Origin of the sequence: Pelosinus fermentans JBW45 (assembly GCF_000271665.2) — a bacterium.
Classification (GTDB): domain Bacteria; phylum Bacillota; class Negativicutes; order DSM-13327; family DSM-13327; genus Pelosinus; species Pelosinus baikalensis.
Map to the genome: position 1 here is coordinate 1,106,444 of NZ_CP010978.1, position 24,238 is coordinate 1,130,681.

At 41.2% G+C, this 24,238-nt stretch carries 20 protein-coding genes; 17 read left to right on the forward strand and 3 right to left on the reverse strand.

Annotation, left to right across the window (positions count from 1 at the left end; genetic code table 11):
* The first annotated feature begins 42 nt into the window (after positions 1 to 42).
* From JBW_RS04480 to JBW_RS04510, 8 genes are all read left to right on the forward strand, one after another.
* Positions 43 to 285 (forward strand): SHOCT domain-containing protein, encoded by a 243-nt coding sequence (locus JBW_RS04480; RefSeq protein ID WP_007955586.1) that lies wholly within the window; start codon positions 43 to 45, stop codon positions 283 to 285.
* Positions 286 to 376: 91 nt separating this feature from the next.
* Complete coding sequence (locus tag JBW_RS04485) at positions 377 to 685, forward strand: hypothetical protein (protein ID WP_007955584.1); 309 nt, start codon at positions 377 to 379, stop codon at positions 683 to 685.
* Between the two features lie 294 nt (positions 686 to 979).
* Positions 980 to 1,138, forward strand: coding sequence for a hypothetical protein (locus tag JBW_RS25095; protein WP_162484827.1), 159 nt, complete (start codon positions 980 to 982; stop codon positions 1,136 to 1,138).
* Positions 1,139 to 1,230: 92 nt separating this feature from the next.
* Positions 1,231 to 2,529, forward strand: coding sequence for a TolC family protein (locus JBW_RS04490; protein WP_007955580.1), 1,299 nt, complete (start codon positions 1,231 to 1,233; stop codon positions 2,527 to 2,529).
* Positions 2,530 to 2,554: 25 nt separating this feature from the next.
* On the forward strand, positions 2,555 to 3,829 hold the full coding sequence (locus JBW_RS04495) for an efflux RND transporter periplasmic adaptor subunit (protein WP_007955578.1): 1,275 nt from the start codon (positions 2,555 to 2,557) through the stop codon (positions 3,827 to 3,829).
* An 11-nt stretch (positions 3,830 to 3,840) separates the two neighbouring features.
* Entirely contained in the window at positions 3,841 to 7,029 is a 3,189-nt protein-coding gene (locus JBW_RS04500; protein ID WP_007955576.1) for an efflux RND transporter permease subunit, read from the forward strand.
* Positions 7,030 to 7,124: 95 nt separating this feature from the next.
* Entirely contained in the window at positions 7,125 to 7,586 is a 462-nt protein-coding gene (locus JBW_RS04505) for a hypothetical protein (protein ID WP_007955575.1), read from the forward strand.
* Positions 7,587 to 7,796: 210 nt separating this feature from the next.
* Positions 7,797 to 8,075 (forward strand): hypothetical protein, encoded by a 279-nt coding sequence (locus JBW_RS04510; RefSeq protein WP_007955573.1) that lies wholly within the window; start codon positions 7,797 to 7,799, stop codon positions 8,073 to 8,075.
* Between the two features lie 85 nt (positions 8,076 to 8,160).
* Here the strand turns inward: JBW_RS04510 and rnk are convergent, their stop codons facing one another.
* On the reverse strand, positions 8,161 to 8,679 hold the full coding sequence (gene rnk, locus JBW_RS04515; protein ID WP_235334138.1) for a nucleoside diphosphate kinase regulator: 519 nt from the start codon (positions 8,677 to 8,679) through the stop codon (positions 8,161 to 8,163).
* Positions 8,680 to 8,991: 312 nt separating this feature from the next.
* Between rnk and JBW_RS04520 the strand changes: the two genes are divergently transcribed.
* Positions 8,992 to 9,330 (forward strand): DUF5665 domain-containing protein, encoded by a 339-nt coding sequence (locus JBW_RS04520; RefSeq protein WP_007955570.1) that lies wholly within the window; start codon positions 8,992 to 8,994, stop codon positions 9,328 to 9,330.
* Positions 9,331 to 9,369: 39 nt separating this feature from the next.
* Here the strand turns inward: JBW_RS04520 and JBW_RS04525 are convergent, their stop codons facing one another.
* Positions 9,370 to 11,397, reverse strand: coding sequence for a sigma-54 interaction domain-containing protein (locus JBW_RS04525; RefSeq protein ID WP_007955568.1), 2,028 nt, complete (start codon positions 11,395 to 11,397; stop codon positions 9,370 to 9,372).
* A 755-nt stretch (positions 11,398 to 12,152) separates the two neighbouring features.
* Between JBW_RS04525 and JBW_RS04530 the strand changes: the two genes are divergently transcribed.
* From JBW_RS04530 to JBW_RS04550, 5 genes are all read left to right on the forward strand, one after another.
* On the forward strand, positions 12,153 to 14,120 hold the full coding sequence (locus JBW_RS04530) for an OPT family oligopeptide transporter (RefSeq protein ID WP_007955567.1): 1,968 nt from the start codon (positions 12,153 to 12,155) through the stop codon (positions 14,118 to 14,120).
* An 87-nt stretch (positions 14,121 to 14,207) separates the two neighbouring features.
* Positions 14,208 to 15,200, forward strand: a complete 993-nt coding sequence (locus JBW_RS04535; RefSeq protein ID WP_007955565.1) for an asparaginase — start codon at positions 14,208 to 14,210, stop codon at positions 15,198 to 15,200.
* A 364-nt stretch (positions 15,201 to 15,564) separates the two neighbouring features.
* A complete protein-coding gene (locus JBW_RS25595) occupies positions 15,565 to 16,965 on the forward strand; it encodes a sensor domain-containing diguanylate cyclase (protein WP_007955563.1) in 1,401 nt (466 codons plus the stop codon).
* 219 nt (positions 16,966 to 17,184) lie between these two features.
* Complete coding sequence (locus tag JBW_RS04545; RefSeq protein WP_007955562.1) at positions 17,185 to 17,703, forward strand: V4R domain-containing protein; 519 nt, start codon at positions 17,185 to 17,187, stop codon at positions 17,701 to 17,703.
* 43 nt (positions 17,704 to 17,746) lie between these two features.
* The gene (locus JBW_RS04550) at positions 17,747 to 19,348 is read left to right on the forward strand and encodes a PAS domain S-box protein (RefSeq protein WP_007955561.1); all 1,602 of its coding nucleotides are present in this window, start codon (positions 17,747 to 17,749) and stop codon (positions 19,346 to 19,348) included.
* Positions 19,349 to 19,389: 41 nt separating this feature from the next.
* Here JBW_RS04550 and JBW_RS04555 read toward each other — a convergent pair whose 3' ends face one another.
* Positions 19,390 to 20,145 (reverse strand): DeoR/GlpR family DNA-binding transcription regulator, encoded by a 756-nt coding sequence (locus JBW_RS04555; RefSeq protein WP_007955560.1) that lies wholly within the window; start codon positions 20,143 to 20,145, stop codon positions 19,390 to 19,392.
* Between the two features lie 461 nt (positions 20,146 to 20,606).
* Between JBW_RS04555 and rhaB the strand changes: the two genes are divergently transcribed.
* The 3 genes from rhaB to rhaD are packed head-to-tail and all read left to right on the forward strand — an operon-like array spanning position 20,607 to position 24,228.
* Entirely contained in the window at positions 20,607 to 22,070 is a 1,464-nt protein-coding gene (gene rhaB / locus JBW_RS04560; protein ID WP_007955559.1) for a rhamnulokinase, read from the forward strand.
* Positions 22,071 to 22,118: 48 nt separating this feature from the next.
* Positions 22,119 to 23,372 (forward strand): L-rhamnose isomerase, encoded by a 1,254-nt coding sequence (gene rhaA / locus JBW_RS04565; RefSeq protein ID WP_007955558.1) that lies wholly within the window; start codon positions 22,119 to 22,121, stop codon positions 23,370 to 23,372.
* Between the two features lie 25 nt (positions 23,373 to 23,397).
* Entirely contained in the window at positions 23,398 to 24,228 is an 831-nt protein-coding gene (gene rhaD, locus JBW_RS04570) for a rhamnulose-1-phosphate aldolase (protein ID WP_007955557.1), read from the forward strand.
* Positions 24,229 to 24,238: the final 10 nt, after the last annotated feature.

The following is a 24,238-nucleotide window of genomic DNA, read 5'->3' on the forward strand; positions in this document are numbered from 1 at the left end:
GTTAGGTTATACTATGCTTAACACAAAGGAGGTGCATGAACTATGATGATGGGGTACGGTTTTAGCGGTCCCTTCGGTTGGCTGGGCATGGGCCTGGGGATACTCGTTCATTTAGCATTTACCGCTCTTGTTATTATGGCGGCGATTTGGCTATTTAAGACGTTGTTCCGTAGTGGCAGCCAAAATGAGCCACGGACTGACGCTTTGGAGATATTGAAACAGCGGTATGCCAAAGGAGAAATTACTACCGATGAGTATCAGCACATAAAAAAAGAACTGGAATAAAAACCACACAAATTTTTCACAAAGGCTCCATAATTTCTCCACAATCATGGGATACAATGAAGACAAATAAGAAACAGGAGGGGGAATCCCTATGAAAAAGAAAATTCTAATATTTACGATGTTAGCAGCTTTGATGGCTGTGCCGGTGTTTGCCGCAACGACTGACAAGACTCAGACACAAAATGATTGGTTCAATCAGATGTCTCAGAATCATCGGCAAATGATGCAACAAGCCGTGGATAATGGTACTATTACTACTGAGGAAGCGACTCAGATGAATGAGCATATGCAGCAAATGGCTCCTGTCATGCAAAAAATGATGCAAAATGGCGGTATGATGAACGGCATGATGCAAAACGGTGGTACGATGGGATTTTGCAATAACAATAACACCAAGTAATGTGGAAAAGACCAGGAGAAATCCTGGTCTTTTAGTTTGACGACAGCTTTTTCACTAGCTGGCCGAAAGATGCCGTTTTTAGCATAAGTAGAGATTAAAAGAAGCGCCCAAAGCATTTGCTGCCGAACCAACAAATCAAGAGCAGCCAGCACCGCAGGATGATGCTCCGAAAGACAACAGTAATGAACATTCAGGTCACCATATGTAATAGCAAAGCAGCCCTTTTATTAAAAGGGCTGCTTTTATATCAACAAATAAGAAAAGAGTACTGATTCGTTATGAAATACAAATAATATGAGTTCTTCAAACTTTCTTCATAAAATCTTCACATTAGTTGGATATGATAGACATCAATATAAAGATGCAATCGAGGTGAAATACAATGTGGGACTTACTTATGATCGAATTGGCAGTGATGGGGTCTTTATGGTGCTATCTTACAAATCGAGCTGAGGGGCTAGTTGCTAAAGAAGAATAAGGATAAACCAAAATATCTAAGGTCAGTTTGTTATGATTGTCTTCAATAAGGGGACGAAGGGGGATATATGAACGTAGGAAAATGGTTTCGATGCAAAGTATTATCATTGACTGCTGTGCTCGTATTGGGAATTATAATACCAGTTATGGCGGAACAAGCCCAAGAGACTCTGTCTTTAAAAGAGATAGTGGATACTGCCGTCAAGAATAATCCAGCGGTCATTGAGAGTCAAAAGCGCTGGGAAGAAAAAGAGGCTCGCATTCCCCTGGCAAAAGCCTGGGCGAATCCTCAGTTTGGGATTATGAAAGATGATATACCCAAGAGTACCTTAAATCCTTTTGATGCAATGATGACGGAATACACTTTTACCCAGGACATTATGAATCCGTCTAAATTGAAAGCCATGGGTAAAATGGCTGGCAGTGATGCTGCAATGACTAAAGCGAATTACCAAGATAAGCAGATGGAAGCCTATGCTGCGGCGAAAACTGCCTATTATGATCTACTCTATGCTGATAAAGCTCTAGAAATCGGCAAGGAAAATCAGCAACTCATGGGCCAGCTGGTGCAGATTGCTCAGGTTAACTATTCTACTGGAATGGTACCTCTGCAAGATACCTTGCGAGCTCAGACTGAATTTTCTAAAATGACTACTGATCTTTTGAGCATGGCATCCATGGCGGCAGTAGCAAAAGCGAAAGTCAATACTGTTATCGGCCGTAAAGCCGATACCGCCTTCACAGTGAAAGAAGAGTTCAGTGCCCCACCTCCTGACTTTGACTTGACCAGTTTGCAGACAGAAGCCCAAGCTGGAAAACCAGCTGTTGTTGGCATGGAACAGCAAGTGGAAATGGCAAAGAATGGTGTGGAATTGGCAAAAAAACAGCAGTTACCAGATTATCAATTCAGCATTGGCTATAAAGATAGAAAACAAACGATGATGGATACGACACCTGATACCTGGAAAATGGAAGTTATGGTCATGCTGCCTATTTGGCAGGGAAAAAATAAAGCAGAAATTAAATCTGCTGCAGCTAGTTTGGAGGCAGCTCAGGCTTCATTGGCTACTATGCAGAGTATGACGGAGCTGGATTTGCAGATGGCACTGACCGAAGCGCAGTCTGCCTGGCGCCAAATTGACCTGTATAAGAATACCGTGATTCCCCAAGCGGAGCAAACCTATCAAGCCGGAGTTGTGAGCTATACAAATGGCAAAGTGGATTTCATGGCTGTCCTGGATAGTCTAAATGCTCTCCGTAATGTGCGATTGGATTACTATAAAGCCCGCGTGAATTATGAGAAAGCAGTGGCGGATCTGGAAAAAGCGGTAGGAAAACCTTTATTTACGAGTGGAACCCAGCCATAATGTGCAAGCAAAAGGAGAGGATAGCATGATTGAAAAACTACAGGCTAAGAAAAAGATGATCATAGGTGTGACAGCGGGTATTCTAGTATTTGGCGGTGGCGGTTACTATTATGCTGCGCAGCACGCAAAGCCGACTGTGGATCATACCGGTCATCAAACAACGACTCCGGTTATGGCTATGGGTGACACTGTTACTCTGGATGCCAAAGCTAGGCAATTGTCCGGAGTGCAAACGGCGCTAGCAGTCGTAAAAGATATTATGAAGGAAATTAAGACCACGGGTAAACTTGCTATGAATGAAAGTGGACGTACGTACCTTACCTCCCGGGTGGAAGGGCGGGTTGATGAACTATATGTGACTGCTGATGGTGAATATATTGCCCCGGGGCAGGCCATCGCCGCTGTATACAGCCCTACCTATATTGCGACCCAGGAAGAATATTTATTAACACTGGAAAATGTTCAGAAGCTGCAAAACGCTGGCAAAGATGTAGTTCAGATCAATAATCGCCTGCGGGAGGCGGCAAAGCGCAAATTGCAGCTGTTAAATGTACCAGACAGTGAGATTGCTCATCTGGAACATACCCGAACACCCAAGGATCATATGATCATCTATGCCCAGTTTGGCGGTACGGTTTTGGAGAAACAAGTGCTGCCAGGAGCATTCATTATGCCAGGGGATAAACTGTACAGTCTATCGGATTTATCTACTCTTTGGCTGTATATTGATATTTATGAAAAGGATATAGCAGGCATTAAACTAGGTCAAAGAGTTGGGGTGAACAGCGGTGCCTATCCGGGAGAAACTTTTAGCGGACAAGTAACCTTTATTAACCCGGTGCTGGATGATGCCACCCGAACAGTGAAAGTTCGGGTGGAAATGGATAATCCTGGGGGCCTACTGAAGCCAAATATGTTTGTTAATGCCAATGTTCAACTGCCTTTAGGGGACAGTGTGGTGATACCGGAATCCAGCATCTTAGATTCTGGTAGCCGTAAAATTGTCTTTGTCGCTCAAAGTGAAGATACATTTATCAAACGGGATGTAGTCACGGGGCAATACGCCGATGGCTATGTTCAGATCTTTTCTGGGCTGCAGGCAGGTGAAACAGTAGTGACAGCCGCCACCTTCCTCATTGATTCCCAAACCAAATTAGGCAGCTTTGGCTCTCATGCCGGTCACGGTGGCGGGGCCGCTAAAGAGACGAGTGCACCAGCACCCGTGAACGGTACAAATAGCGGCCCAGCTGCTCCGGCACCTGTTGCCGGGAGCGAACACAGCGGCCATGGCGGTCAGTAAGGAGGAGCAACATGCTGAATCAATTAATCGAATTTTCCTTGAAAAACCGCGTGATTATCCTAGTGTTATCTGCATTGGTTATTATCTGGGGAATCTTCGTCGTACGGGAGACCCCTATCGATGCTTTTCCTGATCTTAGTGAAAACCAGGTGCTTGTCTCGGCGGACTGGATGGGGCGTGGGCCTCAGGAAATCCAGGATCAGGTCACGTATCCATTGGAGACTGCCTTGCGGGGGCTGCCTAAGGTGAAAGAAGTACGCTCAGCTTCCTCATTCGGGATGTCACTCATAACTGTCATCTTTGAAGACGGTGTAGAGCCTTACTTTGCCCGCCAAGTGGTAAATGAAAAAGTGCAGCAAGCCATTCCTCAATTGCCACGGGGTGTGCAGCCTGCCTTGGGACCAGTCAGCACGCCGATGGGGCAGGTATTTATGTATACAATAGAAAGCGATCGTCATAATCTGGCTGATCTGCGTACGATTGAGGATTTTACCATCAAGCAGCAGCTCAGTGCGGTGCCTGGAGTTGCAGAAGTCGCCAGCATTGGCGGCTATGTGATGCAGTACCAGATCAACCTGGATCCTCATCTTCTGCAAAACTATCGGATTACCTTCAATCAGGTATTTGGTGCCCTTGGTGCCAACAACGCTAATATTGGTGCGAAAGTTGTCGAGCAAAACGGTCAAGAATTTATTATCCGAGGATTAGGATTAATCCAGTCTCCTGATGATATTAAAAATATTGTGATCTCTCAAAATAACAATGTACCTATTTACATCAAGGATGTAGCCAACGTAACTGCTGGGCCGGATTTTCGCCGGGGCGTGCTAACCAAATCTGGTTATGAAGCGGCTGGGGGTATCGTCATTCAGCGTATGGGCGAAAACACCCTCGACGTGATTGACCAGGTGAAAGCCAAGATTGCTGAAATCCAGCCAACCTTACCGGAAGGCATGCGGATTGTGCCTTTTTATGACCAGACGGATCTGGTAAAAAAAGCAGTCAATACGCTGACCCGGGCATTAATTGAAGAATTTATTTTAGTCTCAATCATTGTCATTCTCTTTTTAGGGAATGTTCGGTCTAGCCTGATTGTAACAAGTGCCATTCCAATAGGTATTTTAATTGCACTGATTGCCATGAAGCAGATTCATCTGTCGGCTAACCTAATGTCACTTGGCGGCATTGCCATTGGTATTGGAGTCATGACCGACGCGGCTATTGTTATGGTGGAAAATATTTATCGCCATTTGGCAGAGGACGGCGGTCGACGCAGCATTGTGGATGTGACCCTGGAAGCGGCAAAGGAAGTAGCCGCACCTATTTTCTTTTCGATTACGATTATCATTGTTACCTTCCTGCCCGTATTTACGATGACTGGGACGGAGGGCAAGATGTATACCCCGATGGCCTGGGCGAAATCCTTTGCCATGAGCGGGTCACTGCTGCTAGCTTTCACCTTGGTACCTGTGTTGTGCACCTTGCTGCTCAAAGGAAAAATTCAGGAAAGGGATACCTGGGTTGTTGCTAAACTACATCGGTGGTATGTACCGACTTTGAAATCAGTATTAAAACACAGTAAAATCACGATTAGTATCGCAGTCGTCGTAATGATTGCCGGATTTTCTTTGCTGCCTCTCATTGGCACTACCTTTATGCCGGAATTGGATGAAGGAACGTTCCTAGTCATGCCGACCATGCTGCCTAGCGTGTCTTTAACTGAGGCTCTGGAAGCAGCTAAAACCATGGATAAAGTCATTATGGATATTCCGGAAATCGACATGTCCGTAGGGAAGGTAGGTCGTGCTGAGTCTGCTATGGACCCGGCACCGATTAGTATGATTGAAACGATTGTCACGTTAAAACCGAAAGAACAATGGCGGGACGGCATGACAAAACAAAAAATTGAACAAGAAATGATGGTTAAGCTTGCCAATATGCCTGGGCTTAACTTAGCCTTTACCCAGCCGATTGCCGGACGGTTATCCATGCTGACAACGGGAGTTCGTACGGAACTAGGTATTAAACTTTATGGAGAAGACCTGCAGGTGCTTCAGCAAAAGGCCTTTGAGATAGAAAAGGCACTTGCGACCGTGCCAGGAGTTAGCGATCTCTTGGCTGAACGGGTCTTTGGCGCATCCTATCTAGAGATTCAGGTCAACCGGGAAAAAGCAGCTCGGTATGGTCTTAACATTGCCGATGTAGAAGATGCCGTTGAATTAGCGGTAGGCGGTAAAAATGCCACCACTACCATTGAAGGACGCAAACGCTTTAATGTCTTAGTGCGTTACAATCGGGAAAACCGAGAAACCATTGACGCTATGGAAAACATCCTCATTCCGGTAACAGGTGGCGGCGCCGCGGCGAAAAGTAGCGGTGGCGGAATGGGCGCAGGTATGGGTGGCGGCGCAACTGCTGCAGCGGCACCGGCTAGTAGCGGTGCTTATGTACAGCTGGGTGAAGTAGCTCAGTTCCAGGTTGTGGACGGTCCATCGATGATCAGCAGTGAAAACGGGGTCTATCGAATGATTGTTCAGATGAACACCCGGGGACGGGATGTCGTAAGTTTTGTGAATGAGGCCAACCAAGTCATTAAGGAAAAAGTCGACTTGCCTGCCGGTTATTCCTTAAAGTGGACTGGTCAGTATGAAAATCAGCAGCGGGCGAAAGATCGACTCTCTTTAGTAGTACCAGCGGTCATCGTGCTCACATTCTTCTTGCTCTATATGACCTTTAAGTCCGCCAGCGATGCTTTCCTCATTTTGATGAACATTCCCTTCTCTTTAGTGGGTGGTATTGTAGCTATGTATGTTACTGGCACCTACATGACGGTAGCTGCAGCTGTCGGTTTTATCGCTCTCTTTGGAATCGCTGTGCAAAATGGGGTCATCATGGTTACCTATATTAAGCATCTGCGGGATCACCGAACCTTGGAAGAAGCTATCACCGAGGGTGCATTTACCCGCTTGCGTCCGGTTATGATTACCGCATTAGTTGCGAGTTTAGGGTTATTTCCATTACTCTTTGCCACAGGGACTGGTGCCGAGGTACAGCGACCAATGGCTACAGTTGTTGTGGGAGGATTGGTTACTTCCACCATTTTGACATTGATCGTACTGCCTTGCATCTATCTGGTGTGGAACCAGTGGCAAGAGCGCAGGAATCCAGCTATATCTAGCAAATCCCATACTACTGAGTAAAGGCCATTAATGGCAAGAAGCTGTGGTGGTAAAATGATCTCACTACAGCAAAAATTAGAATATAAAGCAATGACAATCATTGGAGGTTTTAGATTATGAAAAAAAGTAAAGTACTCTTTAGCATGCTAGCCATTATTGCAGTTGTTTTTTTAGTGGCGGGGTGTGGATCGAGTGAAAAAACAACTGTTCAGCCGACAACTGCCAGTCAAGAGCAAGCAATTGGACATGAAGGGCACAGCGCAGCGATGCCAAAGGAAGACCCTGTGCCGATGATGAAGGATTTGGATAAATCCTTACAAGATGTGGTCAAACAAGCCAAAGCTGGACAGACGATGGATGCGCAAAAGAGTGCAGCACAACTCGTGAGTACTGTGGAAAAAATTGTACCCCATATGATGGAAGCCAATTTAAAAGACAGTTTGCGCAAAGCGGCAGGTGACATTAAAAATACTGTTAACTCCGGAAAAATGGACCCGAGTGCTATGGAAAGTAAAGTGAAGACGATGCAAGATGTTATGAAGACAACTATGTCCCACTTGCAAACCATGCAACACTAAAAAAGGTTGGCTGGAGAGGAGAACGAGTGCTATAAGAATTTGTGTTATTTCTAAAAAAACATAGGATCTTCATAAGAAATCCACAATCTTTGTTTATAATAAGGATGTAAGATATAAATAAAATTAGTCTCTCGGAAGGTTTCATTTAGAAGGACAGCAAAGGATATACTTGTTTTCCGAGAGTACACTAAATCAACAGGAGGGTTGACAATGAAAAAGAAAATGTTAATCATAACAGCATTAGCAGCATTGATTGCGGTGCCAGTTTTCGCAGCCACCACTGATCAGGCTGAGGAGCAGTGTGGGCCGGTAAATGGCAACCATCAGCAGATGATACAGCAAGCTGTGAAAGATGGTACTATTTCTAGCAATGAGGCTGCTGCCTTAAATGAAAGCATGGAAAAGGTGGCTCCTATTATGGAGAAAATCAGGAAAAATCATGGGATGACCCAGAACACCACCAATGACACAGTGGAAAGCTGTAAATAGAGGAATAGAAAAATCCCTGCCACATTCATTTTAGAATTTGGCAGGGATTTTTCTATTCCTATAACAAATAAGTCTCTTATATCTATTATAGTTCAAAATTACCGCTAGACTCAGGTTGGAAAAGGATTTTATCCACTTTCAGCCTTAAGGTGCCGTTGGGAATTTTCCAATCCAGTGTATCCCCGACTCGGTATCCTAAGATCGCTGTCCCGATAGGTGCCAGTACTGAAATTTTATCTTCAGCTATATTGGCTTCATCCGGGTACACCAAAGTATAGATCAATTCTTCATCATTATCCAAATCTTTTAATACTACCTGAGAATGCATTGTGATGACATCAGCAGGAATCTCTTCCGGCTGCGTGACAACCGCTCGTTCCAGTTCATAGGTTAGATCGTCCAGGTAATCTTTATTACCTGGCTGAAATTCCTCTTCCAATACAATTAGCCTTTGCAATTTCTTCTTGTCCAAATTAGTAATAAAAATTTCTTTTGAAATAGTTACCAGCTCCTTTATAATAAAATTCGCAGAATTAATTGATAACTTTGCATAAAAAAGACTTGATTCAGAGGAAATGCTAACTCCACCACCAGTCTTAGTCACACTTATGGGGGCTAAGACGCTCTTAACTCGCACTTGTACAAGGTGGGAGTCTTAGAGCGGTTTAGTCATCGCATAAACATACAGCGACTATCGTTAATGTGATAGCCGCTAATCAGATGAATTTATAAAGTGGTAAGAACCTATACTTTATTGTGACATATTTGGTGCAATAAGTAAAGTGGCGGTTGATAGAATGAGTACCTAAATATTAAAGTACGAGAAGCAAAGAGAAATCAGTATGAATTTTCTAGGATTGAATCTATAATAAATGTAATATAAATAGATACGATGGATGGCAAGAGGGGGAAAGAAATGGAATTGAAGAAAGGGAATGTGCCTTTAGTAAGTCCAGAGATTGAAAAGATAGATCTTGTGAATCGGGCAGAATCTTGTGCTATTACATTACAAAAATTGGTACATCATTTAGAAGCCATGCGCATTGCTGAGTATTTAGAAATGTTAGAAAAGCCCAAGAAAATCATTATAAATAATTTTTTGGCAGGGATTGCACGAGGGTTGGGGATGGCTGTAGGAGCCAGCGTAATTTTTGCTATCACAATTGAAATGCTGCGAAGGTTTGTATTGTTTAATATGTTTGGACTGGGAAGCTTCATGGCAGAGTTTATGAAAATAATTGATGCGCAAAAGTGAAATCATTGCAAGACCTTGGCTTTGATGGGCAGGAAAAGGTTATGATAAGATGGAGTTTCCTTTCAGCCAAGTAACGAATTGCTGACCTTTTGCAGTCAGGCAGCTGCCCCGTCTGCCAACTTGTGAATCCACTAGATCCATCTCACCGAATATCGATAAGAATCGTCTAATTTCACTTTCTTTAATATTCATTACAGAATCAGCACATTTTGCTTCAATCCATTTCCTCCCTGCCCCTGAAGGGCAGCCAGAGAGGATGGAAAGTACCAGATAGACTTTTTCTTTATCACAATGGGCAGATAGATAGGAAAATTCTGGACTAAAATCGGTAAGGGTGCTTAAAATATAAGCAGGTAGATTACTGATATCCACCATTTGTGTTGCCATACAGGAAATATAGGTGGCTGTATTAATCAATTCTCTGACATTGCCTAACCACTTGTATTTTAATAGACTTGTTTCTGCTTCTTGTGTAAGAGTGATTTTTTGATTGTGATACTTTTTCATAAAAAAATGCAGTAACGGAATAATATCTTCTGGTCGTTCCCGTAATGGGGGAATTATGATAGGAAGGACATTCAGACGGTAAAATAAATCTTGGCGAAAGAGTCCTTTTTGTATTTCTGCCTGCAAGTCTTTATTGGTTGCTGCAATCACTCGCAGATCTACATCAATGACTTTGGGAGAGCCAACACGCATAATTTGCCGCTCCTGAAGTACTCTGAGTAAGCGTACCTGAACAGATAGGGGCATGTCTCCAACCTCGTCTAAGAAAATAGTGCCGTTATTGGCTTGTTCAAACAAACCAGGTTTTCCTTCTTTAATGGCACCTGTGAAGGAACCAGCTTCGTAGCCGAAAAGTTCACTTTCTAATAAATTCTCAGGAAAAGAAGCGCAGTTAATAGCAATGAAAGGATACATGGAGCGAGGAGAAGCTGCATGAATGGAATGTGCGATCAATTCTTTGCCTGTCCCGCTTTCTCCTGTAATCAGTACAGTGTGATTTGTAGGAGAGAGCTGCTTAGCAAAATTGATGCAGTCTTTCATCTTAGAAGATTTTGTTTGGATATTTGCAAAGGTATAACGGGTCACCAGACCATTGTCCCGTAACTTCTTTGATAAGCTCTTTTCTAAGTGGCGTATATAGGTTACTTCCTGAAAATTGTAATAAGTCCCAGCGGGTTCACCGAAATATTCAATCTTGCTGCTGCTGACTAATAAGGAGCGGTCTTTGAATTGGATTAATTCATCAATGATACTCTGATCTGAATTTTGGAGAGAAATATCAGGTAGAACATGAGAAAAAAATTTCCCGATTATATTATCGGTGATATCAAATAGTTGGCTGAATTTCTTATTGTACAGTAAAATAAAATTATCTTTGTCGGTAAGCAGGATTGCATCATGAGAAAGATTGACAACCGTATCAAGCTGCGTATTTTTCATGAAAAGTTCTTTATAATGGCTCTTAATGCCGATATCCACTGTGACAATGGTATCGGAGTATTTGATAAGGCGCTTGCTGGTTTCTTGCGTATCCAAATTGAAATAATTTAATATGGATAGAAATGTAGAGATATCGATATAGCGATGGCCTACGTCGATCACTTTTTTGATGTGGGGTGGAACAGTGCTGGCTTCTCCTAGGGTGATTGCAATGTTGATAGCAGGATACTCCTGTTTCGGATCGTAGGAGATAAGATTTAGATGAGTAATGCCGAGTTGACACAAAAAAGCGATTGCTTCGCTGGTGGTTTCTGGTGAATCATTAACAACCAGTACATTTGTACCTTTTGGAATAGCGGTTATTTTATAAATTTCTTTATTAGGAAGGGTGCGGCGCAGGATGATGATGCGACTAGTATCAGAAATATAATGTTGGGCCTCCATTGCATGGCTCTGTGCGGTGACAACGACTAAATCATCGGTGATGATATCTCCAGGCTTTAGATAAGATAAATAGTAAGTATGAATTGTTATATGACCTGAAAATACTTTTTCCAAGTTAATTTGGATAAACTCACTAAGATTAGAGGGAGCCAAAGTAAGAATGCCAATCGTTTTCATTTCAATAATCCTCTTTCAAATGTATCAACTAATTTTTTTACTTTATAAAAAAGCTGCTAATAGTGAAGGCAGTCTGCCTATCTCTAGCTTTATCTGATGACTAAACCGCTCTAAGGCTCCCATCTTCTTAAGCGGGAGCTAAGAGAGGCTAAGTCCCTGGATAAGTGCGACTAAGATTCAGATGGAGTTAAAACTCCATCTGAATCAAGTCTTCTTTATTTTATCATAAGTACCAACTTCTGTAAGGCAGGAATCTAAAAATGTCCAAGTCATGAAGAATGCAAAGTCTAATTAGGTTAATAAATAGGTTGTATAAATTCCTGTTTATCCCGTTCTTTAAGTCCTAGATGCCTTTACTATCGCAAGAAAATATTTTATCAGATGAAAATGCCTTTGGCAGTCAGCTGATATTTTTTTATATTTTCTAGAAATATTAGAATGTAAGGCTTCTGGATAACAACTTTTACACATATTAATTGTAAATGTAGCACGAAGACTTTTTTTGGCACAATCTTTGCAGTTAGAGTAAGCGTTAAGCGTGGACATAAGGCATTCATAAAGAAGGCTGGGCGTTCGCTCCAGTTATATCCCAGCAATTTCCCAAGTTAACCGCGCTAATTTGTATTTATAGAAAATAGGAGTTTAAGGTGTAGTCTTATTGCTATGATAAGGAGGAGAGAAAGTAGTACATGTAAAGCTGACTTAAGAATGAAGTACTTAGAAAAGTAACTGCAAATTTATCAAGGAGGCGCATTATGTCTGAACAAAAAAGCAACGTTACTCCAATGGGAACACCTATGTCCCCTGATAAAGAGTATCAGGAAATAAATTCATATGTTGTCTTTTGGGGGTTATTCTATGCCGCTATTTTTGCCCTAGCAGTTGGTTATCTGTGCCTGAAGATCGGGCAAACGGTAGATGCCTTTGCTCCTGTGTCAGTAATGGCCATGGGCATGGCGGTCATGCTTAAACGTAAAAATGCCTTCCCGGAAAACGTCCATATTCAAGCCATCGCTAGCGCTGGTACGAATGGTTTGGGCGGTGCCATGTTTATTCTACCGGCCTTTTACATCCTAGGAAATAACAGTCTCAGCTACTTTCAAATGGCTGTACCAATTATCCTTGGTGGTCTACTTGGCGTTTTGATTGCTGCTATATTCCGCCGCTATTTTTGTGAAGACATGCATCATGCCTATCCCTTCCCAGCTGGACGGGCAGCGGCAGAAGTTTTAACCTCTGGAGAAGGCAGTAAAGCTAAACTCATGTTATTCAGTGGCGCAATTGCTCTCATTTATGATTTTATCCTCAGCAGCCTTGGATGGTGGCAGGAAGTGATTTCTAGCACCGCTTTTAGCTGGGGGCAGCAGTTAGCAGATAAAGCCAAACTGACTTTCAGTTTAGACAACGAATCGGCACTGCTGGGGATTGGCTTTTTCACTGGGCTAAGATATGCCGCAATCATCACTGCAGGTTCATTCTTTTCTTGGTTTGTCTGTATTCCAGTCATTTATTTCTTGGCAGGCGACCATCACATGCTAGTCAAAGGCCAAGACATCTTGCTGGCTAATGCTCCCATCAGTGCGGTATTTCGTGAGTATGTACGCCACATTGGCATTGGCATGCTGGCCATGGCGGGCATTATCGGACTTTTATCTATGTCTAATGTTGTAGGCAATGTGGCAAAAACCGTTGTGAGCGGTTTGCTTAAAAGAAATAGCGAAACACAACAAGCCTTACAGCGCACTCAAAAAGATATTCCCATGCCCCTTATTGTGAGCGGCATCGTTCTTGTCATTCTGCTATTCACAGTGTTTTTCCATACCTTTTTCTCCCAAAGTATCCTACAAACAGTGCTAGCACTAGTGATTGTTGTAGTTTTCTCCTTCTTATTCTCTGTGGTTGGCATAAGTTCGATCGCTTTTACTGGTACTGAGCCGGTTTCTGGTATGACTATTTTCATGATTATCGTCTCTGCGCTAATTTTGGGTAGTACAGGAATGCATGGCGATGTGGGTATTACAGCAATTTTGATGATGTCGGCTTTCCTTTGCACTGCTTTGGGTGTAGCGGGGAACTTCATGTCAGAGCTTAAGGTGGCTCACCTACTGGGAGCAACCCCGCGTAAAATGCAGCAGTGGCAATTGGTTTCTGCTACGCTGGCAGCTGTATTATCTATAGGAGTTCTTATACTGCTCAACCAGGCCTATGGCTTTGTCGGGCAAGGTGCTTTACCAGCACCTCAAGCAAACGCTATGGCGGTTATTGTCAAGCCCTTAATGGAAGGTGGCTCGGCTCACTGGCCGCTCTATTTGGCAGGTGGCTTCTTTGCTGTCATTCTCTGGATGGTTAAAGTTCCGCCATTGGCTTTTGCTCTTGGCGCTTATCTGCCGATGGAAATTAATTTACCACTTTTAGTTGGCGGTCTGATTTCCCACTTTGTTTCTCATAGCAGCAAAGATGAGCTTCTAAATGCCTTGCGTCTAAACAAAGGGGAAACGATTGCCTCCGGTTTCATAGCAGGTGGTGCTATCGGCAGTCTTATCAGTGCCGTATTGCGTATAATGGGATTTGATTATTTTCTGGAAGTGTGGGTAGAAACACCTGCGGCTACCTACCTGGGCGTTTTTGTCTATCTGCTGCTTTGTACCTTACTCTATAAAGTAGCCATGAGTGCTAAAGCGAGATCCAGCGATACTCCCTTAACTAAGTCAGTAAGCAGCTGATCAATTCCAAGGTCTAACATCCATCTCCTAAAATAGACTAGGAATCATTGATTTTAATTGTAAAAATATTTGCAAGGGAGAAGAACCATGAAAAAAAATATTGTAATTATCGGTACAGGAGGTACCATCGCTGGTAAGGCTTCCTCTGCAGCGGAAACATTGCATTATACTTCGGCAATCCTATCTATAAATAGTCTGATTCAAGAAATTCCAGAAATACATAGGATTGCTCATGTTACTGGAGAGCAGCTATCGCAAATTGATAGCTGCGATATGACTTATGATATATGGCTGCAATTAGCAGCACGCGTTAATGAACTTTTAGCTTCCAATGAAGTGGATGGAATCGTTATTACTCATGGCACTGATACGCTGGAGGAAACAGCTTATTTTTTAAATTTGGTAGTACAAAGCCAAAAACCAGTAGTGCTGGTTGGTGCTATGCGGCCTGTTACTGCCATGAGTGCTGATGGTCCAATGAATCTTTATAATGCAGTTACTCTTGCAGCCAATGATAAATCCGTTGGCAAAGGCGTGCTGGTTGCTCTAAATGATACGGTGAATTGCAGCCGTGAAGTTACCAAAACAAATACGATGCTGCAGGATAGTTTTCAAGCTCCGGATTTGGGATATCTAGGTTATATACAGGGTGGAATTCCTTATTTTTATCGGCTTCCAGCACGGAGGCATACAATATGCTCAGAATTTGATTGTAGAGGAATTACTGATCTGCCTAAAGTTGAAATTATTTACGGTTATGTTGATAGCAGTCCGATCATAGCAGAAGCCGCAGTAAAAGCTGGAGCAAAAGGGATTGTTTATGCCGGATTAGGCAATGGGAATATGTCCCACAGCATAAGAGAAGGACTCATCAATATTGAAAAACAAGGTGTTGTTATTGTTAGGAGTACCCGTGTAAGCAGCGGCATTGTGACTCGAAATGGAGCGGTACATGATGATGAATACCATTTTGTCGTATCTGATACCTTAAGTCCGCAAAAAGCCAGAATACTTCTTATGCTGGCTTTGCTTACCACCAATGATCCCGTGGAGATACAAAGAATGTTTTGGGAGTACTAGGATTTATAAGTTTTAGGGGGAACGCTGAACCGCAGAGAACACAGAGTACGCAGAGAACAATGAGAGAGCATTTTTATCTTCTCCATCCTTCTCTGTGTTCTCTGCGTCTTTGTGGTTCCTTTTTCGTTTTATAGGAAACTGGTCTTTGCAAAAGATGTTTTGTGTCGAGGAATGTCTAAAGGGGATAGTTAAAACGCTTTTTGTTAAATAATTATTATCCGCGTGGATAATGGATAATAATTATATAGTGTTATATTGTTATAGAGAGAAGACTATATTTAAGTATGGACTTTAGACAAGAGGAAATAGTATTTTTTAGAGACGGAATAAATGAATATTTGCAAAGTAGGTGAAGGAGGAGAAAATGAAAGAATTTTATTATGATACTACAACTCCTTTACGTAGAAATTATATATTGTCCAGTCCCCTGGTCATTGCGGTCATAGTCTTTTTCCTGGCCGCTGCTTTTGCGACCTGGATCATTTGGCAGCTGGAGCAAGATCGTCTTAAAATTGCCAGAGTGCGTGCCTATGAGATAGCAAGTGGCTATGCAGATGCAATTAGACACGCCAACGAGAGCAGTTTTGCTACTACCTATGCATTAGCAGCGTTGGTTCGTCAGGGAAAGGGCACGATTCCCCATTTTCATGATGTAGCAAGCCAAATGCTGTTGTTGTATCCTGGGGTAGACTCACTGCAGTTGGCTCCTGGGGGAGTTGTGCAGCAAATCGAACCTCTTTCTGGCAATGAAAAAGCCATAGGCCACGATCTGATAAACGACGAAACGCGGTCTGTCGAAGCAATTTTGGCTCGTGATAGCGGACAGTTAACCTTCGCGGGGCCTTTCAAAATGCTTCAAGGCTCCTTTGGCGGGGTAGGGCGTTTGCCAGTGTTTCTTAAGGATGAAATAGGCAATTCTTATTTTTGGGGATTTGTTAACGTGGTACTTCGTTTTCCTGAGATCCTTGAATCTGCACACCTTTCTCAACTGGAAATGCAGGGATTTGCCTATGAATTGTGGCGTGTCCATCCAGATACAGGGCAAAAAGAGGTTATTGCTGGATCTGCAGATGCTTTAGCAGGGGAACCTGTAGAAAGAATTGTGAAGGTGTCTAACATAATGTGGATACTTAGTGTAGCTCCCACCAATGGCTGGGGTGATCCCTATGGACTGTATCTAAAGATGATGCAGGGGCTGATCTTTAGTATATTAGTGGCATGGGTGGCCAAGTTGATCATTGACTTGAAACGACACAAGGCAGAGCTAGAATGTCTTGCCTTTTTTGATACGTTAACAGGTCTTCCCAATCGACGTTTATTATATGACCGTCTTAACCAGGCTATCGCCCAGAGTAAGCGAGATAAGAAAATTGTGGCTGTCTGTTACTTAGACCTGGATAATTTTAAATTGATCAATGATACCTTAGGCCATGAGAGTGGTGATTGTTTGCTAATCGAGGTAACGAAGCGTTTTAGATCCTGCCTGCGAGAGCAGGATACATTAGCACGGATCGGTGGCGATGAATTTGTGCTCCTTTTACAGAATCTAGAAGAAACAAATCAGTATAAAGTAGTATTGGAACGTATCTTGAAAGCTGCTGCTGAACCGATTGTCTTAGGTGATAAACATGTGATGGCATCCATTAGCATCGGCGTTACCTTATATCCCCAGGATGCTGGTGATCCTGCAACCTTATTGCAGCACGCCGATGAGGCGATGTATCAAGCAAAACGAGATGGCAAGGGAAAAATCTGCTTGTTTTGACAAAGGAAACTCTACATTTAAGAAGTACTAGTTAAGGATGGCGATGTATTCGAAAAAATTGTTACGCATCGGACTTTCGATGACGTAGCGATTTTTTTATGTTGCAAGAAGGTAAATACTTTAAAATGACGAAACTTTATCAATAAAAGTAAGATTGTGTATAATCCTTGAAATAATTGCTATTTTTGTATAGATGATAATTGGAAGGACTGTTTAAAGATGACACGTAAATATGAATTTAAATGGGATCTTTTGGGAGATGTTGTTGAGGGACGACCCAATCTTGGTCCTATGGTGCACATAGAAGCGTATCGGTTGATGCAATATTGTTTCCGAGATATTTTAGAAAAAAACTTTGGTACCAAAAGAGCAGATCAGCTTTTTTTTGAGTCAGGACAATTGGCTGGAGTACAGTTTTATAAGAATTTAATAAAAGAGGCCTCTAGTTTTAATGATTTTATAAAGATATTACAAGCCACTTTAGTTGAGAAGGGGATTGGAATACTAAGGATGGAGGAAGTCGATTTAGAGAAAGGAAAATTCGTCATTAGCATATTTGAGGATCTGGATTGTTCTGGTTTGCCAGAGCTAGACTATGAATTTTGCAGATATGATGAGGGATTTATTGCGGGTTTATTAGAAGCTTTTACAGGACATCGATTTAATGTTAAAGAAATTGATTGCTGGTGCACAGGAGATCGTACCTGCCGTTTTGTTGCAGAAATTATTAACGATTAATATTGTTTTGCGCAGTTAGTTAACGGCGTCAGGGGGATTGAAGGTGAATCATACAGAAACCATTGAATTGCTGTTGAATGATCTATTAAGAAAGCGTGGTAAACCAGCATTTTTAATTGATGACCTTAATGATCATCCGGCTATTTTACAATTAGTTGAAGACCTTATGACTATTCGAGAATTTACTTATGGAATATCCAATGGTGATTTATCCCAGAATCTAAGCATGAAGGGGTATTGGGCTGGAGCATTAAAAGCATTACAGTCTAATCTACGGCATTTAACTTGGCAGACGAGTATGATTGCTTCAGGCGATTTTAATCAGCGTATTGATTTTATGGGGGATTTTTCTGCATCCTTTAACATCATGATACAACGGTTAAAACAAGCAGAAGAAAATGAAAAAAAATATATGTCCGAATTAAAGAAGCGTGAGGCGCAGCTTAAGGAAAGTGAGCAAAAGTATCGACTCATCGCTAAGAATATGGACGACATGATCGTACTTATGGATGATAATATGAAGGTTATCTACTGCAGTCCATCCATTGAGAGATTACTCGGCTATACGGCAGCGGACTTTATTGAACTATCTTTAACGGAGCAAGTACTGCCTTTTATTGGTATACAATTAGGCAAGATGGCTGGGCAAGATGGGGGAGATCCCTCTGTGCTTATGGAAGTAGAGCAGCAGCGTAAAGATGGAGAAATCATTTGGCTGGAATCTTTAATGAGTACCGCTAAGGATGAAGAGGGGCAGAATATGGGATTTCTTTGTGTAATCAGAAATATTACCCAAAGAAAACTGGCGGAAAATGATTTGCAGCAATCCTATGAGCGAAGGTTAAAAAATGATTTCTTTACGAAACTTTTAAATGGTGATATCGAAATTGAGTCGGATGTTTACAATCATGCTTATCGGTTAGGAATTCAGCTTCCTAATCATTTTTCGTTATATTTTCTGAGTATTGATGATAGTGGCAGTTTTCTTAGTGAAGTCAATGCATTGGAGCAGAGACAAAAAAATATGGATGTGCTGATTGATCAGCTTACGAATCAAGAGGCTACAATTGCCTGGGAAGTGCCTGAAGGTATTGGCATATTGAGTGCTATGTGTGATTCTTCTTACCATAAAACTAAAGAGATACAATTGGCAGAATCCTACATTGACCTTGTAGCATTATCTTTTCCTGGCTTACAAGCTCATATTGGTATAGCCGACTATTTTGATTCGTTAACACGCGTCGCTCTTCGATTTAAGCATGCCCAATCAGCAGTGCGCATTGGTAAGAGGATTTGGAATCAGCATAAGGTGTATCATTTTGACGATTGTGGTGTTTATCAAGTCTTAATTCCTTTTGCTGATTCAGATGAATCTGAGGTATTTGTTAAGAAAACATTAGGACCTTTACTTGAATATGATCAGAGAAATCAAACGGAATTAGTTGATACATTGGAGAAGATTTTGTCGGGGCTTAGCTTGAAGGAAGTTGGAAAACAGACGTTTTTTCATTATAAAACCATTCAAAATAGAAAACAAAGGATAGAAAACATATTGAATGTATCACTTGATTCAGCAGAGGTACGTATGATGCTTGGGACAGCGATACATCTTCTGAAAATTGTTCAGGTCAAGGCCGATCTTTAAATTATAAAGACCAGCACCGATAGGGTGCTGGTCTTTATAATTTAATAAATGACCTTGACATTATGTGTATTAAAAAGTTCCATCCAATTAGGATCTGGTTCTTGGTCAGTAACAATATAGTCAATATCACTAAAGTCAAATAACTTTATAAAACCGGTTTTATTGAATTTCGTATGGTCTACAAGTAAAATGACCATTTCGGCTTGTTTGATCATTCTTCTTTTAAATTCGCTTTCTGGTTCATTTGATTCCATAATTCCGTTATCGAAGGATAAACCTTTGCAGCTCATTATGGCCATATTCACATAATAATTCTGCAATGCATTTTGAGCGACTGATCCCACTAAGGCAAGAGAATGAGCCCGAAGGGTTCCACCAGTAGAAATAATGTTGAAATTAGAACTGATAAAATCATAAGGAATTTTTACGGAATTGGTAATGATGGTAATTCCCTTCTTTTTTTGAAGAGCGTGTAGTAATTCCAAGCATGTTGTACTGGCATCAATCATAATTGTGTCGTTATCATGAATTAAATTAGCTGCTTTCAAAGAAATATTTTGCTTCACTTCATGATTCATAGAAGTTCTTGTCTGAAAGGGCAGATCTTCAATTGTATATTGATTTAGAACAGCACCCCCATAAGTGCGGGATAATACACCTTCATTCTCCAGCTTTTCTAGATCGCGACGAATGGTTTCTTCTGTAACTTTAAACAGTTGACTTAAATTGGATACATAGACTTTTTTGTCTTCGTGAATTAGTTTAATAATCCGTTGTCGACGTTCAATTCCAAGCATTGGGCTTCCTCCTCTGGATTTGTTGAAATGGTAGCTTTCAAGATGATTCTAGTATAATGGCATTTGGAATAAAAAACAAATAAAAATCTGTTATGTAGTGGGAATAAAGAATTAATGATTAAAAAAAGAAGATTAAAAAAGATGGAATAAAGATTTATAAAATAATGTATATATGAATGACAATTATTTTAAGATGGATTTGAAAAATCAAAATAGCAGAAATGTAATGATAAAATAAAAGATTAATTTAGGCAATTAAATGTATGAATAAAAGATTAACAAAGATAAAACAGTTAAAAAAATGACAAAAATATTGACAATACAGAAAAGCGTGATAAAATGAAGGTGATTTGGGAGGAAAATAATAGCAAAAAAATAAGAACCTTAATTCAAAAAAATGAAAGATATGAGAATCAAGACGATAGTGGGTTGTAGATGCCGCAAATTAAAGGATGGTGCTGATGAAAAAGCATATTGCAGTGGACATCGGAGCCTCAAGTGGGCGCTTAGTAGTAGGGACCTATGAAAATAGAAAGATTCTTTTGAAGGAAATTTATCGCTTTCCTAATGGAATTGAAGAGCGAAATGGCAATTATTTTTGGAATATTGAAAAATTAATAGAAGAAATTATCAATGGCCTGGAAGCAGCAAGAAAGGAAGGCATTGATGAATGCACCTTAGGTATTGATACTTGGGGCGTGGATTATGCATTGATCGACGTGGCTGGTAATCGAATTCAGGAGATCTATGCTTATCGTGATGAGCGGACTCAATCGGCCATTCAAAATGTGAAAAAACAAAAATCTTTAAAAGACATTTACAAAAAAATAGGAATCCAGTTTTTAAGTTTCAATACTTTATTCCAGTTGTATGTGCATGATAAAAAAGAGTTGGCGAAAGCACATAAAATACTATTGGTGCCAGATTATTTATATTATCGTTTATCGAGTAAGTTAATTAGTGAAAAAACCAATGCTTCTACCACGCAGTTGTTAAATCTGGAAACAAAAGATTATGATGAGGAGTTACTACAGTTGATTGGTGTGAAACGCGAGCAGTTTGAAACGCTGACGGAGCCTGGAGAATCCTTGGGACCCATTAAGGAATCCATCAGGAAAAAATACGATATACCCCAATGTGAATTCATTTGTGTAGCAACTCATGACACAGCTTCTGCTGTTCTTGGGGTCCCAGGTACGGAGAAAAACTTTGCTTATCTTTGCAGCGGGACTTGGTCATTGATGGGTGTGGAAAATAAGTCTCCTATAGCGAATGAACAATCCTATAATATGAATTATACAAATGAGTGGGGCGCTTATGGCACCTATCGTTTTCTAAAGAATATTATGGGGCTTTGGCTCATTCAAGAAGTCCGTCGTCAGCTTGAAAAGGAGTATTCTTTTGCAGACCTTGTTACGGAAGCGAAGAAAATAAAGCCCTTCCAATTTCTAATTGATTGTAATGACGAGTGTTTTCTAAAACCTGAAAATATGGTGATCGAAGTGCAGCGTTATTGCCAAAAATCGGGACAACTGGTGCCACAAACAGCGGGAGAGTTTACACGATGCATTTTTGACAGTCTCGCATTAATGTATCGCAAGACGTTAAAAGAACTTACTTTGCTGAATGAATATCCGATTCATTCTCTGCATGTAGTTGGTGGCGGGGTACAAAATGAACTGCTTTGCCAACTCACAGCTGATGTTGTAGAAATTCCCGTTATTGCAGGTCCCATTGAATCGACTGCCCTTGGCAATATTATTGTGCAAATGATTAGTTGTGGTGAACTCGCGAATCTGGCAGAAGCGCGAAAAGTGATTAGGGAGTCTTTTCCGATTAAAACCTATCAGCCAGCTCCCATTCATCAGCTTGACGAAATCGATAAGCAGTTTGCACAGCTAACCTCTGGCACCTTAGGCGGATAAAAGGCAGAGAAAATAGTTACATATTATGCAAAATGGGAGGAAGTCAAAATGAGTACTGAAGTACAAAATCAGTATCAAGCTGCAAAAGCCCTTTATAACGAACTGGGAATTGATGTAGACAAAGTACTAGAAAAATTAAGCCAAGTGAAAATCTCCATACATTGCTGGCAGGGAGATGATGTTCACGGATTCTTAAGAAATGAAGCATTGTCCGGAGGCATTTCCGTGACGGGTAACTATCCAGGAGCCGCTCGCACTCCTCAGGAGCTTCGCTGCGATTTAGAAAAAGCTCTTTCCATGATTCCAGGAAAGCATAAAGTTAATTTACATGCTATTTATGCAGATACAAAAGAAAAGGTAGATTTGGACCAATTAGAGCCGAGACATTTTCAGACTTGGGTAGAATGGGCAAAAAAGCAGGGGCTGGGTCTGGACTTTAATCCAACTTGTTTTTCTCATCCTAAATTTCAAGATGGATTTAGTATTAGTCATCCCAATCCTGAGATTCAGGAGTTCTGGATCAAACACTGCAAGGTATCGCGCAAAATAGCAGAATATTTCGGTAAAGAACTGCAGCAGACCTGTGTCACTAATTTTTGGTTTCCCGATGGTTTCAAGGATGTGCCCATTGATCGTATGGCACCTAGAAAAAGGATGAAAGAAGCCCTTGATGAAGTATTTGCAGAAAAAATAGATTCTCAATTTAATGTGGATGCAGTAGAAAGTAAACTTTTCGGTATCGGATCCGAAAGTTACGTAGTTGGTTCTCATGAATTCTGCATGAGTTATGCTCTTAAAAATAATAAAGCCATTTGTCTGGATGCAGGACATTTCCATCCGACGGAAACCATTTCGAATAAACTTTCAGCAATATCATTATTTGATACCCAGATTTTATTGCATGTGAGCCGTCCTGTACGCTGGGATAGTGATCATGTTGTCATTATGGATGATGAATTGCAAGAAATCGCCAAAGAATTGGTACGCAATCATTTATTGGGTAAAGTACATATTGGACTAGACTACTTTGATGCCAGTATCAATCGCATTGCTGCATGGGTCATTGGTGCGCGTAATATGATTAAGGCGCTGCTTCGTGCCATGCTGGAGCCGACAGATAGGCTGAAAAAGGCAGAAGTAACAGCTGATTTTACGACTCGCCTGGCAATTTTAGAAGAACTAAAATCCTATCCATTTGGTGCGATTTGGGATTACTATTGTCAAAAAAATCATGTTCCAGTACGAGAAGCCTGGCTCACAGAAGTGAAGCAATATGAAGCAGAGGTATTGCAGAAACGGTAATCAAATAGTAATGGGAGGAATGGATATGAGTATCATGATTGAGCATGAGATCCCTTTTGTAAGAGAGATGATGGAAGTTACCCGCAACCTTTGGGAAATGGGCTGGGGCGAACGCAATGGCGGGAATATTAGTTACCTGCTTCAGGAAGATATCGTAAAACAATACATAAATGTGCTGGATATAAAACGTAGTGTGGCTTTGCCTTTTCCTGTTCCAGAATTGGCGGGGAAATACTTTATTGTGACGGGAACGGGGAAATATTTTAAGAATGTAGTAATGAATCCAGAGGAAAATTTGGGTGTGATTCGAGTTCAGAGCGATGGAAATGGAATTGAAATCCTATGGGGTTATAAAGACGGCAGTTTGCCAACAAGTGAGTTAGCAGCACATTTTATGAGTCATATTGAACGTTTGAAGAAAGATGAAAATCACCGTATTATTATGCATACCCATGCAACCAATGTATTGGCGATGACCTTTGTACATGATCTTGACGAAAAGAAATTCACGAAAACCCTGTGGCAAATGTGTACCGAATGCTTAGTTGTGTTTCCCGATGGCATAGGGGTCATCCCATGGATTGTTCCAGGGACCAACGAAATTGGTAAGAGTACAGCTCAAAAAATGAAAGATTTTCGTTTAGTAATCTGGCCACAGCATGGAATTTTCGGTGCAGGTACAACCATAGATGAAACCTTTGGTTTGATTGAAACGGTTGAAAAAGCAGCGCAAATTTATATGTTAATTAGCTCTCATCAAGGCGGAGTGCAGCAAAGTCTTACTGATCAGGAATTAATTGATTTAGCAAAAGAATTTGGCGTGAAACCAGTAGCTGGAGTATTAGATATTCGGTAAGTATTCTTAA